The sequence below is a fragment of the Psychromarinibacter sp. S121 genome (assembly GCF_049801035.1).
GTDB lineage: Bacteria > Pseudomonadota > Alphaproteobacteria > Rhodobacterales > Rhodobacteraceae > Psychromarinibacter.
In genome coordinates this window covers 1,403,174-1,417,622 of the sequence record NZ_JBNAGE010000001.1, presented here as the reverse complement: position 1 = coordinate 1,417,622, position 14,449 = coordinate 1,403,174, and the positions used below count along the sequence as shown (strand labels likewise).

At 66.1% G+C, this 14,449-nt stretch carries 16 protein-coding genes, 1 tRNA gene and 2 pseudogenes; 3 read left to right on the top strand and 16 right to left on the bottom strand.

The window, feature by feature from the left end:
* Positions 1-22: 22 nt before the first annotated feature.
* The 7 genes from proB to ACP156_RS06830 form a co-directional block, all read right to left on the bottom strand.
* Positions 23-1,126 (bottom strand): glutamate 5-kinase, encoded by a 1,104-nt coding sequence (gene proB, locus ACP156_RS06860; RefSeq protein ID WP_425050518.1) that lies wholly within the window; start codon positions 1,124-1,126, stop codon positions 23-25.
* Positions 1,114-2,163, bottom strand: a complete 1,050-nt coding sequence (gene obgE, locus ACP156_RS06855; protein ID WP_425050517.1) for a GTPase ObgE — start codon at positions 2,161-2,163, stop codon at positions 1,114-1,116. Before obgE ends, proB begins: the two co-directional genes overlap by 13 nt.
* Positions 2,164-2,212: 49 nt before the next feature.
* The gene (locus tag ACP156_RS06850) at positions 2,213-2,725 is read right to left on the bottom strand and encodes a GNAT family N-acetyltransferase (protein ID WP_425050516.1); all 513 of its coding nucleotides are present in this window, start codon (positions 2,723-2,725) and stop codon (positions 2,213-2,215) included.
* The gene (locus tag ACP156_RS06845) at positions 2,722-3,264 is read right to left on the bottom strand and encodes a GNAT family N-acetyltransferase (RefSeq protein WP_425050515.1); all 543 of its coding nucleotides are present in this window, start codon (positions 3,262-3,264) and stop codon (positions 2,722-2,724) included. The genes ACP156_RS06850 and ACP156_RS06845 overlap by 4 nt, the downstream gene beginning before the upstream one ends.
* 129 nt (positions 3,265-3,393) lie before the next feature.
* Entirely contained in the window at positions 3,394-3,663 is a 270-nt protein-coding gene (rpmA, locus tag ACP156_RS06840; RefSeq protein WP_425050514.1) for a 50S ribosomal protein L27, read from the bottom strand.
* A gap of 13 nt (positions 3,664-3,676) precedes the next feature.
* Entirely contained in the window at positions 3,677-4,330 is a 654-nt protein-coding gene (locus tag ACP156_RS06835) for a 50S ribosomal protein L21 (protein WP_425050513.1), read from the bottom strand.
* Between the two features lie 212 nt (positions 4,331-4,542).
* Positions 4,543-5,385 (bottom strand): DUF2059 domain-containing protein, encoded by an 843-nt coding sequence (locus tag ACP156_RS06830; RefSeq protein WP_425050512.1) that lies wholly within the window; start codon positions 5,383-5,385, stop codon positions 4,543-4,545.
* 161 nt (positions 5,386-5,546) lie between these two features.
* On the opposite strand from ACP156_RS06830, the gene ACP156_RS06825 reads away from it, so the two are divergent.
* Positions 5,547-5,636, top strand: a tRNA-Ser gene (locus ACP156_RS06825).
* A gap of 36 nt (positions 5,637-5,672) precedes the next feature.
* The gene (locus ACP156_RS06820; protein WP_034828152.1) at positions 5,673-5,939 is read left to right on the top strand and encodes a hypothetical protein; all 267 of its coding nucleotides are present in this window, start codon (positions 5,673-5,675) and stop codon (positions 5,937-5,939) included.
* Positions 5,940-6,212: 273 nt separating this feature from the next.
* Here the strand turns inward: ACP156_RS06820 and ACP156_RS06815 are convergent.
* The 4 genes and pseudogenes from ACP156_RS06815 to ACP156_RS06800 all read right to left on the bottom strand — a co-directional run.
* Positions 6,213-7,256 (bottom strand): annotated as a pseudogene (locus ACP156_RS06815) (recombinase family protein); the annotation flags it as partial.
* Positions 7,253-7,639 (bottom strand): MarR family transcriptional regulator, encoded by a 387-nt coding sequence (locus ACP156_RS06810; RefSeq protein WP_034828158.1) that lies wholly within the window; start codon positions 7,637-7,639, stop codon positions 7,253-7,255. The gene ACP156_RS06810 and the pseudogene ACP156_RS06815, both read right to left, overlap by 4 nt.
* A gap of 19 nt (positions 7,640-7,658) precedes the next feature.
* The gene (locus ACP156_RS06805) at positions 7,659-7,973 is read right to left on the bottom strand and encodes a hypothetical protein (RefSeq protein ID WP_034828160.1); all 315 of its coding nucleotides are present in this window, start codon (positions 7,971-7,973) and stop codon (positions 7,659-7,661) included.
* Between the two features lie 152 nt (positions 7,974-8,125).
* A complete protein-coding gene (locus ACP156_RS06800; RefSeq protein ID WP_034828162.1) occupies positions 8,126-9,034 on the bottom strand; it encodes a LysR family transcriptional regulator in 909 nt (302 codons plus the stop codon).
* Positions 9,035-9,132: 98 nt separating this feature from the next.
* Here ACP156_RS06800 and ACP156_RS06795 point away from each other — a divergent pair.
* A pseudogene (locus ACP156_RS06795) lies at positions 9,133-9,954 on the top strand (SDR family oxidoreductase).
* Positions 9,955-9,981: 27 nt separating this feature from the next.
* Here the strand turns inward: ACP156_RS06795 and ACP156_RS06790 are convergent.
* The 5 genes from ACP156_RS06790 to trbL are packed head-to-tail and all read right to left on the bottom strand — an operon-like array spanning position 9,982 to position 14,447.
* Entirely contained in the window at positions 9,982-10,227 is a 246-nt protein-coding gene (locus ACP156_RS06790; RefSeq protein ID WP_036173413.1) for a DUF2274 domain-containing protein, read from the bottom strand.
* Between the two features lie 2 nt (positions 10,228-10,229).
* Positions 10,230-11,369, bottom strand: coding sequence for a TrbI/VirB10 family protein (locus tag ACP156_RS06785; RefSeq protein WP_034828166.1), 1,140 nt, complete (start codon positions 11,367-11,369; stop codon positions 10,230-10,232).
* A complete protein-coding gene (gene trbG / locus ACP156_RS06780) occupies positions 11,366-12,388 on the bottom strand; it encodes a P-type conjugative transfer protein TrbG (RefSeq protein ID WP_425050511.1) in 1,023 nt (340 codons plus the stop codon). The genes ACP156_RS06785 and trbG overlap by 4 nt, the downstream gene beginning before the upstream one ends.
* A complete protein-coding gene (gene trbF / locus ACP156_RS06775; RefSeq protein WP_034828168.1) occupies positions 12,385-13,074 on the bottom strand; it encodes a conjugal transfer protein TrbF in 690 nt (229 codons plus the stop codon). Before trbF ends, trbG begins: the two co-directional genes overlap by 4 nt.
* A complete protein-coding gene (trbL, locus tag ACP156_RS06770) occupies positions 13,071-14,447 on the bottom strand; it encodes a P-type conjugative transfer protein TrbL (protein WP_085816616.1) in 1,377 nt (458 codons plus the stop codon). Before trbL ends, trbF begins: the two co-directional genes overlap by 4 nt.
* Positions 14,448-14,449: the final 2 nt, after the last annotated feature.

Genomic DNA, 14,449 nt, shown 5'->3' with positions numbered 1-14,449 from the left:
TTCCCTAGAAAATTCCGCCATCTCAAGTGGCCATGTCGTCCCGGTGCACCAGCGCCGCGCGGCCCGGATAGCCCAGCACGCCCTCGATGTCACCAGATTGCCGCCCCGCGATCAGCGCCGCCTCTTCCGAGGTATAGCGCGTCAGACCGCGCGCCAGCGCGCCCTCGGGCCCGGCGATTTCCACCGCCTCGCCCCGTCCGAACTCGCCATCCACCGCGACGACCCCCGCCGGCAACAGCGACTTGCCGCGCGTCAGCGCCCGCGCCGCGCCCGCGTCCACGACGATGCGCCCGCGCGGTTTCATCGCCGCGATCCACCGCTTGCGGGCGGCCTGAGGGTCGCCTTCGGCAAGGAACCACGTGGCGGGCGCGCCGTTTTCCAGCGCCTGCAACGGCCGTACGGCAGAGCCCTCGGTGATCGCCATCGCGCAGCCAGCGTGGGTCGCGGTGCGCGCGGCCATGACCTTGGTTTTCATCCCGCCCTTGGACAGGCCCGAGCCAGCGTCGCCGGCCATCGCCTCGATCTCGGGGGTGATGTGTTCGATCACGTCGAACCGGGTGGCGTCCGGGTCCAGCTTGGGGTTTCCGGAATAGAAGCCATCCACATCGGACAGCAGCACCAGCACATCCGCGCCCACCGTGACCGCAATCTGCGCGGCAAGGCGGTCGTTGTCGCCATAGCGGATCTCGTCGGTGGCCACCGTGTCATTCTCGTTCACGATCGGCACCACGCCCAGCTTCACCAGCTGCGACAGGGTCGCGCGCGAGTTCAGGTAGCGGCGGCGGTCGGCGGTGTCTTCCAGCGTCAGAAGAACCTGCGCGGTGGTCAGGCCATGCGGCTGAAGCACTTCCTCGTAAGCGCGCGCCAGCCGGATCTGACCCACGGCGGCGGCGGCCTGCGACTGTTCCAGCGGCAGCGTGCCGGTCCCCAGCGACAGAACCGAACGGCCAAGCGCGATCGAGCCGGACGACACAAGGATCACGTCCGCGCCGCGCGCCTTCAGCATCGCGACATCCGCCGCAAGTCCTTCCAGCCAGTCGTGTTTCAGGGCACCGGTCGCGGAATCGACCAGCAGGGCCGACCCGATCTTGACGACGACGCGCGAGGCGCCGGTCAGGGTTGCCACGACCCGTCCTCCTCGTCGTCGGCTTCCTCGGCCTTCTTGTAGCGCAGGCGGTTCTCGTCGATCTGCGACTTCAGGGCGCGCAGCACCTCGGTCAGGCCCTCGCCGCTGACGCCGGACATCATCATGACCGGGCCGCCGACGGCCTCTTCCAGAGACTCGCGCTGCATCTGGCGCAGTTCATCGTCCAGCGAGTCGATCTTGTTCAACACGGTGATGCGCGGCTTGTCGGTCAGACCTTCGCCATAGGCTTCGATCTCGCCGATGATGGTCTCGTAATCCTCGGCCACCTCGTCGGCGGTGCCATCGACCAGGTGCAGCAGGACCGCGCAGCGCTCGATATGGCCAAGGAACAGGTCGCCGATGCCGCGGCCCTCGTGTGCGCCTTCGATCAGGCCCGGGATGTCGGCCACCACGAATTCCGCGTTGTCGACGCCCACGACCCCAAGGTTCGGATGCAGCGTGGTGAAGGGGTAATCCGCGATCTTCGGGCGCGCGTTCGAGGTCGCCGCAAGGAAGGTCGATTTGCCCGCATTGGGCAGGCCCAGCAGGCCCACGTCGGCAATCAGCTTCAGCCGCAGCCACAGCGTCCGCTCGACCCCCGGCTGACCGGGGTTGGCGTGGCGCGGGGCGCGGTTGGTCGACGAGGTGAAATGCAGGTTGCCGAAGCCGCCGTTGCCGCCCTTGGCAAGGCGGAACCGCTGGCCGACTTCGGTCAGGTCGGCGATGACCGTCTCTTCGTCCTCGTCTAGAATCTCGGTCCCCACGGGCACGCGCAGCACGATGTCGTCGCCGTCCTTGCCGGTGCGCTGCTTGCCCATGCCGCCCTGGCCGTTCTTGGCGAAGAAGTGCTGCTGGTAACGGAAGTCGATCAGGGTGTTCAGCCCGTCGACCGCCTCGGCCCAGACGTCGCCGCCCCGGCCGCCGTCACCGCCGTCGGGGCCGCCGTACTCGATGAACTTCTCGCGGCGGAACGAAATCGCGCCGTTCCCGCCCGCGCCGGAGCGGATATAGACCTTGGCTAGATCGAGAAACTTCATCGGTAGTAAGCGCCTTTCCCGCGCTGTGCGTCAGAGCCTTGCGGATACGTCAATCCGCAGCGCGCCTCAAGCGCTGCCAGCGGTCAGCCGTCAGCTTCATGCGTTGTATGTTTACGGTTCCAAGCGCCAGCGACTGCTTCGTCTCGGTGTGGGTGTCGGTGAAGCCCAGCTTCGTGAGGATCGCGCGCGAGCGAGCGTTGTCCGGGTGATGACCGGAAACCAGCACGTCGGCGCCCGCCTCGAAATGCGCGTCGGTCGCGGCGGCGGCAGCCTCGGACATGATGCCCCGGCCCTGCGCGTCGGTGCGCAGCCAGTAGCCCAGCTCGTCCGCGGTCGAGACGACGCCAAGCACGCGGCCGTTCTCGGTCACGGCGTAATGCGCCTTGTCCTCGGCGATCACCATGTCGACGAACTGCTCCGCGTCCTTGAGGGTATAGGGCCACGGCACGCGGGTCAGCCATTTGACGATGGCATACTCCGCGATGCCCTCGGCCAGCGCCGGGGCATCCGCCGGACGAAGCCGGCGCAGCAGCAGCCGGTCCGTCCGTATTTCAGGGATCATCGGTCCAGCTTCCGCAGGTATGTCCAGGTTGGCACGTTGGCGTTGCGCGCGACCGAGAACGCCTCGGCGTCGCCGATGTACTCGAACCCGGCGTGGGTCAGCACCTTGGCCGAGGCCGGGTTGTCCTGGAACATCGCGGCGAACATCGTGCGGTTGGCCTGCGGGTTCGCGGCCACCAGCGCTTCGACCGCCTCGGTCGCGACGCCGGTGTTCCAGAAGGCGGGCGCCACCCAGAAGCCGATTTCCGACTGATCGCGGTCCATCCGCTTGAGGCTAATAAGCCCCAGCAGTTCCGACAGGCCGGACGCGGTGCCGTCCATCGCCCAGACATCGGCGGGCCGGTCGTCGGCGAGGTTGCGCGCGACGAAGGCTTCCGACGTGCCGGGCGGCAGCGGGTGCGGAATGGAGGTGGTGTTGCGGGCGACACGCTGGTCGCCGGCGTACAGGTTCAGCAGGCCCACATCGGACCGCCGCAGCGGTCTCAGCAGGAACCGTTCCGCCTCGACGACGGGCTGATCAATCACTTTCTCTAACTTCATCTGCTCCTCCCCGGGATGCAGTGATGAAAACCGGCTTCTCTCGGCCCCTCCCCCTTGGGTCCTTGAAACGCCGCGGGGGACCGGCTTGTCGCCGATCCCCCTTAAGATTTTGTAAACCTGGGTGTCGGCTTATTCTGCGGCCTTGGCTTCCGGGAGCACCGAAATAAAGGTGCGGCCCTTGAGGCCCTTGTGGAAGGTCACCTTGCCTTCGGCGGTCGCAAAGATGGTGTGGTCGCGGCCGATGCCGACGCCCTCACCCGGCCACCACTTGGTGCCGCGCTGACGCACGATGATGTTGCCCGGAATGGCCGCCTGGCCACCGAACAGTTTCACGCCGAGGCGACGACCCGCAGAGTCGCGGCCGTTACGAGAGCTACCGCCTGCTTTTTTGTGTGCCATTGGTCAGTTCTCCTTACTTCGCGGCCAGTTCTTTGGCCTGTTCAACCCAGCCTTCACGCTCGATCCGGCCTTTGAACGACAGTTTTTCGTCGAACTCGGCAACATCGGCTTCGGTCCAGGCGGCGATCTGCGCGAACGAGGTCACACCCGCTTCGAGCAGCTTCTTCTCAAGCGCCGGGCCCACGCCCGACAGTTTCTTCAGGTCGTCAGCGCCCTCGGCCTTGGGGGCGGCTTCGGCCTTCTTGGCGGGCTTCGCAGCCTTCGCCGGCTTCTCGGCTTTCGGAGCCGGTGCGGCGGCGGCGACAGCGGCACCCGACACGGAGCCGGCGCCGATGGCAGCCTTGATGCCCGACTTGTCGGCGCCCGATTCGAGGATCTCGGTCACGCGCAGCAGGGTAAGCTGCTGGCGGTGGCCCTTGGTCCGCTTCGAGCTGTGCTTCCGGCGACGGCGCACGTAGTGGATGACTTTCTCACCCTTGATTTGTTCGATCACCTCGGCCTGGACGCCAGCGCCTTCCACGAAGGGAACGCCGATCTTGTCGCCGACCATGAGGATATCGTTGAATTGAACGGTTTCACCGGCAGTGGCGGCCAGTTTCTCGACCCGCAGGACATCGCCCGAGGTCACCTTGTACTGCTTGCCACCGGTCTTAAGGACCGCAAACATCGTCGTCTTCCTCTTCTAACCGCGTCCTGGGGCCCCCCGTGCGGGGCGTTCCGGGCCACTTGGGCCGCCATCGAACTGCGCGCCTTGTTGGCGAAATTGCATATTGGCTCGCGAAGCAGGCTCCGCAAGAGCCGCGCTTATGCGCAACAAAGCCCTTCGCGTCAAGACCTATCCGGGGTTGCGCGGCGGCGCGGCGGCCGCGCTGCGGCGGCTTACAGCTCTTCCCCAGCCATGTGCCCCGCCGCGGCCCGGCCAAGCGCAAGGCTCACGCTGACGAACATATCGTCGAAGGCGGTGAACAGCGCCTGGTTCAGAACCGCGCCCGGCTCGGTTTCCGAGAAGTCGATATAGGCCTGAAGGTCCGCATCGCTCAGCGGACGGTAGGCAAGCGCGAGGTAGGCGTAGACCCAATCGACCGTATCGTCGCGGATCGCGTCTTCCTGGCTCCAGACATCGGACAACATCTGGTCCTCGGTGAACTCGTCCTCGAAGGCGCCGCCGTCGGCAAGGCCGGTATAGAAGGCGAAGTTGGCGTTCATCGCGCCGACCACGTTGTTCTCGATCAGGTCGTTGATCTCGGTGAAGGTCTCAAGCAGGTCCAGCCGGGGGTCCTGCTTCTCGATCATTTCCAGCACCAGATCGCGGCTGGCGTCCTCGACGTCTTCCTCCAGCATGGCGCGGCGCGCGCTGACTTCCAGCCCGATGATCCGCTGGCCAAGGTCCGACTCGAAGAACGCCAGCATCGCGTCGGTATCGCTGCCCGCCAGTTCCTCGGCCAGCGTGGCGCGCACCGAAGCCTCCAGCCGGGGGATGCTGTAGATGTCGCCCACCGTCGCGGCCCAGCTTTTCGGCGTGTTGCCCGGTCCGGCGCCGCCGAACAGGTCGGCGGCAAGCTCGCCGCCGTAGGCGATACCTTCCTCGCGCATGATCTCAAGCACCTCGGGGATGCCCATCGCCTCCATCAGCGGATCGAGATCGTCGTCGTCCGCCGTCTGCCCGGATACGGACAGGGGCATCAGGGCGACGGTGGCGGAAACGAGGGCGGCGCGCAGCATGGGAGCGGTCCTTTCAAGGCTGACTTGGCGCGGACCCTACCCCTGCTCCGGAGACGTTGAAAGGACCTTACCAAGCGGCAGTCGCGGAGATGTCATCTTTCGGCGAAAATCGGGTTGCGCGCACTTCGGCCTTGTCCTATGTGCACCGCCAGACCCTTCGCGGAGAGGTGCCGGAGTGGTCGAACGGGGCGGTCTCGAAAACCGTTGACCCTGCAAGGGGTCCCAGGGTTCGAATCCCTGTCTCTCCGCCACTTCAGTCCGCCTCTGGGCACGCCAATCGCCGCCGATTGCCGCACCTGGCCGCCCGCAAGCGTCCTCAGCAGTTCCGTTTTCGATCCCATGATGCGGATTGCGTCGTCGGCGACCTCGACACGCTGCGCCAGGGCGCGCAGGTGATCCCGCCGATAGCCGCCCTCACGGTCCCGGATACGGTCGCGAGCGATCTGCGAGAATTGCCGGATCATCGCCGGGCTGACGGCGCTGTGACCGGGGCTGTCGAGCAGCGTCTGAGCGCGGTCGGCGTCCGCCCGCGCCTGATCGCGGATGACCTTTAGGCCGGCGATGCGTTCGGTCAGCGCCGGGTCGTCCAGATCGGCAACCCCGGCCTCGATGGCGTCATAGAGACGCTTGAGGCGTAGTTCCGATTCGGAAGCCCGGCGCTGCAATTCGGCGATGTGCTGGCGGCGGCGCTCGGCCTGATCTTCTCGGCGACCGAGGACGCTGCCAAGCAGCTTCTCCAGCCGGTCGGGATCAAGCAGGCGTTCCTCGATATGACCGGCAACCATGGTGTCGAGCTTGTCCATGGGGATCGCGCGCCCCTTGCAGCCGGTTTCGCCCTGCCGTGCCCGGATCGAGCAGGCATAGTAGCGATAGCGGCCGCTCTTGCCGGTGCGGATGGTCATCGCGCCCCCGCAATTGCCGCAATAGCAGATGCCGGTCAGAAGCGTGGGACCGATCACGACGCGCGCGGGCAGTTCGGTCTTGGGGTTGCGGGCCTGCAAGAGCTTCTGCACCGCCTCGAAGGTCTCGCGGTCGATGATCGGCGGTACCGGCACGATGACGATTTCATCGGCTTCCTTGTCCGCCTTGTTCTTCCGGTTCTTGCCCCATTGATGCTCGCCCATATAGGTGCGCCGGGTCAGGATGCGGTGAACCTGGCCGACGCCCCAACGGCCGCCGTCACGGGTGAAGATGCCTTTGCCGTTCAGATGCTTGACGATGGCCTTAACGCCCATCTGACCGGAATCGCCATCACCTTCCAGCGCCAGGCGATAGATCAGGCGGATCGTGTCGGCGTGCAGCGGGTCGACTTCCAGCTTCTTCTTGACCTTCGCGCCGCGCTGCTCGGCTGCGACGACGCGATAGCCGACCGGGGGCAGCGAGCCGTTCCAGAAGCCTTGCCGGGCGTTTTCCTTTAAGGCGCGCAGGACATGCTTGGCGTTCTCCTTGGACTGGTATTCGTCGAACAGCGCCATGATCTGCCGCATCATGACGTGCATGGGGTCGTCGCCCATCTCCTGCGTGATGGAGACGAGGCGAATACCATTCTTCGCCAGCTTCCTGACATAGAACTCAAGCTCGAAATGATCGCGGAAGAAGCGCGAGAAACTGTGAACCACGACAATATCGAAGGGCGCGGGCTTCGACGTTCCCGCCTCAATCATTCGTTGGAACTCGGGGCGGCGGTCGTTGGTGGCCGACGCGCCGGCCTCCACGAAGGTTTCGACAAGCTGATAGCCCCTCGCTTCGCACCATGCTTCGCCCTGCCTGCGCTGGTCGGGGATCGACACGTCATGTTCGGCCTGCCGGCTGGTGGAGACGCGCAGGTAGAGGGCAGCCCGCAGGGCGACATTGGGATTGTGGACGTTCATTTGCGGGTTCCTTTCCTGCGAGGCTCGACCAGAGGCAAGACCAGTTCCACACGGTCATGAACGAGCTTCGGGACCAGTCTCAGACCCCGGCCTTTTTCCATGCGCACAAGCCCGTATCCGACCATGGCCTTGAGGGTTCTGGACAGGTTGGACTTGGCGCGGCCGGTCATCTGCGCCAGCTCTTCCAACGAGGCTGGCTGCTGTTCGTAGATGATGCGCAGCATCTCGCAATTGCTCGCTGACATGAATTTGGCGAAGGATGTCGTGGAGATGAACCAGACCGTCGGCTCGCCGGGCTTCGGTTTTTCCTCGCCACGCGCGATCCGAAGGGTGCGGGCCTTCATTTCCTCGGGATCGGCGATCCCGACTTTCAATGTGGACATGGCAAGACTCGATTATCGTTCAGGGTTTTTCATTATCATAATACGATAACGATTTCAAGTCATCGGGCAGATCGACCGAGCCGAACAACTCGTCGAACACATCGGCGAACCAGCGCTCGAACACCTGAATCTCGGCCTCGGTGATCGGCACGTCCTCGGGCCAGTCGTCGATGACCGGCAGCCGCTCGACATCGAAGAGATGGAGCGGGCGTCCACGCGGCGGACTGACGCGCGGCGTCGGGTCGTCGTCGTAGTCGTAGAGATCGTCGGGGAGCGTTTTGGGGACCGGCTGCCGTGGGCGGCCCCTGCTGCCGTGGCGGTGTTTCGTGGACATGGAATCCTCCGTGGTTCGCGGGATTTTCCGGGGGCTGGAAGCCCGGAATAGGCGAAGCATGGAGGGGGATCGGCGGCCTGTAGCGTGCCGCATTTGCGTCGATGCGTTGACGGCACCCCTGTTACTAGTGTCGGCGCAGAGCCCGTTGCGCCTTACTTGCTGGTTGTCGCGCTGGTCTCCGCCCGCAAACTCTCCAGGAAGAGAGTGAAAGCACGGGTCGGATGGCGCCGGCTCGAATAGAAGGCGTGATAGCCCGGAAACGGCGGACACCAATCGGCAAGGACCTCGACGAGCAGCCCGTCGTTCAGAAAGGGCGCGGCGAGATCTTCGAGCATGTAGGCCAGACCCATCCCCGCGCTGGCAGCCCCTACGAGTGCGTCGCCGTCATTGACGATCAGGGACGGCGACACTTTTACCGTCTCCGCATGTCCGTCTTTCTCAAACGACCACGGCGACAGGGTGCCACCCGCGTTTCTGAAACCGATGCAGCGGTGGGCCGACACGTCACGCGGCGTGTGCGGAGGATCGCAGCTGTCGAGATACCGGGGCGCCCCCACAACGACAGCGCGCAAGTGGGGCCCAACGGGCACGGCGACCATGTCCATTTCCAAGTCTTCGCGCAGCCGTATCCCGACATCGAACCGCTCGGCAACGATGTCGACATGCCGGTTCTCCACGCTCAGCTCGCCGTCGATCTCGGGATGGGCAGCGATCAGTCGCGAGAAGGCCGGCCAGACGAGCGTATCGGCGGCATGTTTGCCGCAGGTCACCCGCAGACGTCCGCCCGGTTCCTCACGCAACTGTTCCAGATCGTCGATTTCCGCATCAATCTCCGCGATGACCGGCGCGAGTGTGGCCAGAAGCCGCTCGCCCGCCGCGGTGGGGGCAATGCTGCGTGTCGAGCGTGACAGCAACCTGATCCCCAGATCGGCCTCAAGGCGCTTTACGGTCTGGCTGACGGCGGACTGGGTCACGCCGAGGCTGCGTGCCGCCGCGGTGAAGCTGCGCTCTTCGGCAACGCGATTGAAGATGACGAGGTCCGAGAACTTACGCGGGTCCATTCAGTAGCTATACTACTTGGTCCGACAAATTTCGAGGTACTAATCTCCCACTGCATAGATGCGCTAATATCGCGTCGGCACGACAAGAGGAGCTGACAATGACAGAAAAGGTATGGTTCATCACCGGCGCTGGCAGGGGACTTGGGCATCTGCTCTCTCGCGATGCGCTGCGCGCTGGCGACAAGGTCGTGGCAACCAGCCGAAGCGTCGACGGGCTTGCAGAAAGCCTCTCCGCTCCGGACGACAGCCTGCTCGTGTTACCGCTCGATGTGACCGATGCCCGGGCGGCTTCGGCAGCACATGACGCAGCCATGGAGGTGTTTGGCCGGATCGACATCCTGGTCAACAACGCCGGCCGCGCCCAGCTTGGATGATGGTTCGAGACGATCCCGGAGGAGGACGTGCGCCGGCAGTTCGAGATCAACCTCTTCGGGGCGATGAACGTGGCGCGCGCGGTGCTGCCGACGATGCGCCGTCAGCGCTCGGGCCTCGTGGTCACGATCTCCTCGGTGAACGGCTTGGTCTCGAACCCCGGTGGATCGGTCTACTCGGCGTCCAAGTTCGCGCTCGAAGGCTGGATGGAGGGCCTCGCCGAAGAAATCGCGCCGCTTGGCGTCCGATCACTCATCGTGGAGCCGGGGATGATGCGCACAAACTTCCTTGATCCGTCCACTGCACGGCAGGGGGATATGGACATTGCCGACTATGCCGAGGCGGTGGCCGGTTTCCGAACCTTCATCGCAGAAGCGAACGGCGCGCAGCAGAACGATCCGGCGGCGCTTTCCGCCCTGATCGTCTCTGAAGCGTCCTCTCCCGACCCAGCGCGACGGCTCCTGTTCGGCGCCGATGCGCACGAATGGGCCAGCGCCAAGTGCCGGCAACTCACAGCCGAGATCGACGCTTCGAGCGCCCGTGCCTGAGTGCGGGCAATGTCGGCTTCGTGCCGCTCAGTTGCCATTTATCCCACTGGACCACTTCCCCCCCCGCCGCGCCTTTGCGAAGCCGCGGTCCGTGGCGATGAACCGCTCCAGCATGGGCACGATCAGCCTGACGGGATCGGCAACGGCTTGCCCCGTCTCGCGCCCCAGCACCTCGGCATAGGCGACCAGATCGCGGTGGAGCGGCGCGGGCAGCTCCAGGGTCACCTTTACGGGCTTGTCGTCGGGCAGCGGGCCGAGTTTCAGCTTGGTCATGGTCAACCTCCTGCCGGCTCGAATATCAAATCGCGGGTGACGATTATCCTGACCGGGAAGCCGGGCCGGATGGTCAGCGTGGGCGCGACCTGCAACTGGCGCTGGACGATCTGCTGGCCTGCCTGATTGACGGTATCTTGCGCCCCGTCGCGGATGGCGCGGATCAGCCGGTCCTCGTCGCTGGTCGCGAGCTCCGTGCCGACTGCGAGCAGCGTGGATAGTCCTGCGGCCTTCATCAGATCCCACCAATGATAATCGACGCCATCCTCAAGGCCGGCATAGCCCGATGCGTCCGCGCCCGGCAGGCGCTCAAGGACGATGGAGCGGCCGCCCGGCAGGATCAGGCGATTCCACACCAAGAGCACCCTGCGCTGGCCGAAGGTCACGCCGTCATCATATTGGCCGATGATGCGGGTGCCCTGCGGAATCAGGAGCAGCGAGCCGGTCGGGCTGTCATAGACGTTCTCCGTCACCTGCGCTGTGATCTGGCCCGGAAGGTCGGAACGGATGCCGGTGATGAGCGCGGCCGGGATCACGGCCCCGGCCTGCAGGATATAGGGCGAGGCCGGCGGCGTGACGCGATCCGGCGCGACGGTCTGGCGGTCCACCGGGCCGCCCAGGAAGGCGGCATGGCGGTTCTGACCGGCCGCTCCCTCCGGTTGCCCGCCGAGACCGGCCAGGCCGGGCATGGCCGTCCCGGCTGGTGTTCCTGTGCGCGGTCCGGTCTGGAAGAACACGCTGCTCAGGCGCGCGGCTTCTTCCTCGGCGCGGCGGCGTTCTTCCTCGGGATCGACCGCGGGCGCTGTGATCGCAGGCGTTGCGACCGGCTGGCCCCGCCTCTCGGCGTCGAGGATCGGACGGCCAAGGTCGCCGGGCAGCGCGGGGCCGAGGACCGGGCCGGTGTAGTCGGAGGGCAAGCCCGTGAGTCCGTCCGCCGTGGGCCGGTTTTCTGTCGAATAGAGTTCTTCGCCGCCCGGTCCGGCCTCGCGGGTCTGGAGCGCGTAGATCAGCGCGCCGCCGATGCCGAGAAGCGCGACCGCGCCAATGCCTGCCAGCATCTTGCGGGACAGGCGGGTGACGCGCGGCGGTTCTGCGCGCAGCCGCATGGGCGCTGTGGTGTCGGTGATCGGGTTGTCTGTCATGACGGCGAGTCTCCGGTGGCTGCGGGCTGAGCGGCGGCCTGTCGTTGCTCGATACGGACGATCCTGACGACCTGCTGGCGGTTGCCGCTGCCAAGGCGCAGTTCGGCCGCGCCAAACAGACGGTCCACGATCAGGACGTTCCGGTAGATGCGGGAATTGACGATCTGCGGCTCGCCGTCCGACCCGAGCACGAAGATCGGCGGCATTTCGCCCTGCACGATCCCGCGCGGGAAGACGACATAGACGCGCCGGCCATCGTCGAAGACGGAAACCGGCCGCCATGGCGGGCTGTCGCCCTGCACCTGCAATCCATAGCGATAGTTCCGCGCCGCCTCGGCAGGGATGACCGGCGCGGACGGGACGGCCCGGCGCTGGCCTGCCGGCGGCGCGGGATAGGCCCAGGCGACGGCGGGCATGTAGAGCGCTTCCCGCGCGCGCAGCTCCATCATGTAGGTTCGCCGGTCGGTGGTCACGACAAGGTTGGTCGAGATGTCGTCGCGGGTCGGTTTCACGAGGATATGGACGCGCCGGTTGGCGCCGCTGCCGCTCTCGGTATCGCCGATGATCCAGCGGGCGGTGTCGCCGGCCGCAATCGGTCCTGCGCCGGTCAGGTTTTCACCCGGCTCCAGCGCGATATTGGTGATTTGACCGGGGGCGGCATAGACCTGATAGAGCGCGCCTTCCGACCACGGGTATATCTGGATGGCGTTGTAGTAGCCTTCGCGGCGCGGCTCGACGCGGGCGGCGGCGTTGGCGTTCTCGACGCGGCCGGTCGGTGTGCCCGCCCTCTCGCCGCCGCGCGCGACGGTCCAGGCGGGCGGAACATGCAGCGGCCGGGGCGTGTCCTCTGCCGAAGCGGCAGGCGGCGTCGGCAGCGGCGGCACGGCGTCGTCATAGGAGAATTGCGGCGTCCGGTTGGTGGCGCAGCCGGCCAGCGCGGTCGCGGAAAGCAGCAACGCCGCCAGTGCGGGTTTGCGGAAAACCGGAAAGCCGGCTTTGCAGAAAGACGTGCGGGTCATTGGCTCATCTCCCGCGACCATGAAATCGCATTGACATAGATGCCGAGCGGATTGGCGCGCAGCCTCTCGGCGGTGCGCGGCGGCTGGATCACGATGGTCAGGATCGCGGTCCATCGCTCGGTGCCGGAAAGCTGGCCGTTTTCGTAGTGGCGCTCGGTCCAGGCGACCCGGAACGATCCGGGCGATGCCCGGATGACGCTGGACACATCGACGGCGATCTGTTGGCGGCCGACACGGGTGAACGGATCGTTGGCGCGGGCATAGTCGTTCAGAGCCGCAGCGCCCCGGTCGGTGGTGAACTCGTAGGCGCGAAGCCAGTTCTGGCGGACGATGATCGCATCGGCCGGGATCGCGCGGACCTGCTCGATGAAGCGGCCGAGATGGAAAGCGATCTGCGGATCGGTCGGGCGATAGTCGGCGTTCGCCGGTGCGACGGTCTGGGCTTCGCCGAGCGCATCGACCTGCACCACCCAGGGCACCACGGTCCCGCGCGCCGACTGCCACACCAGCGCCGAGGCGAAGCCCGCCGACAGGATCAGGGAACCGAACGCCATGTAGCGCCAGTTTCGCGCCTGCACGCGGGCCGAGCCGATGCGCTCATCCCAGACCTGCGCGGCCTTCTGATACGGGGTCTCGGGTTCCGGCGTCTTGCCGTAATGGGCTGCGGGTCGTTTGAAGATGCTCATGAGCAGTCACTTTCGGAAAGGTTGACGGAAGAACCGGGGCCATGGCTGTCGCCGGAGCGGACGGCGTGTGCGGCCATGGTCGTGCCGTGGTTCATGGCCTGCGAGCGGCGCATCCGCTGCGCCCAGGCAGGCGGTGCGCCTGTGGCCGAGGCGGACGCGGCCGGGGCGGATGCTTCCGCCGCGCCTCCGGCCGTGCCCATGGTGGACGCGCCGCCACTCGCACCGAAGCCAGCCTTCGCGCCTTCGGAGAAACTGGACTTGACGCTTTCGGACGCGCGGGAGGCAGCGCGTTTCAAGGGTGAGACGGCTGCCGATCCTGCCGCGCGAGCGACGCCGCCAAGGCCAGACGCGACACCGGCCGCGCCGGACTGGCCGAGCGAGCCGAGGCTGTAGGCTGCGGAAGCGGCTCCTGCGGCCGTCGCGCCGCCGCGAACGGCCGCGGCCCCGCCGGACAAAGCGGCAGCGCCGCCTTTTGCGCCGAGCATCGCCGCGCCACCCGCCGCCGCACCGCCCGCCAGCACCATGCCGCCGGCGGCGAGGCCGGTGCCCACGGCCGCGCCCGCGCCGAGCTGGGGGCCGCCCGAGACAAGGCCGGTGGCGATGCCGGGTCCGAAGATGCCGAGGCCGAGCAGCGACAGGGCCGCGAGCACAATCGCCATGGCATCGTCGATCGTGGGGGTGACGCCGCCGAAGCCGGCGGTGAACTGCGAAAACAAGGTTGAGCCGATGCCGATGATGACGGCCAACACCAGAACCTTGATGCCGGAAGAGATTACGTTGCCAAGCACACGCTCGGCCATGAAGGCGGTCTTGCCGAACAGGCCAAAGGGGATCAGCACGAAGCCGGCCAGCGTGGTCAGCTTGAACTCGATCAGCGTGACGAAGAGCTGCACGGCGAGGATGAAGAAGGCGAGGATCACCAGCGCCCAGGCGAACAGCAGGCAGGCGATCTGGATGAAGTTCTCGAAAAACGACCAGTAGCCCATCAGGTCGGAAATGGAATCGAGCAATGGTCGGCCGGCATCGAGGCCGGTCTGTGCCACCCGGCCTGGCCGCATGAGGTCGGCAGCGGAAAAGCCCGTGCCCGACGCCATGAGACCGAGACCGGCGAATGAGTCGAAGACGATGCGGGCGAGGTTGTTCCAGTTGCCGATGACGTAGGCGAAGACACCGACGAACAGGGTCTTCTTGACCAGCCTTGCGATAATGTCGTCATCCGCGCCCCAGGCCCAGAAGAGCGCCGCCAGCGTCACGTCGATGACGATCAGGGTGGTGGCGATAAACGCCACTTCCCCACCGAGCAGGCCGAAGCCGGAATCTATGTAGCTGGTGAAGACCCCAAGAAACGAGTCGATGACGCCGGTTCCGCCCATGG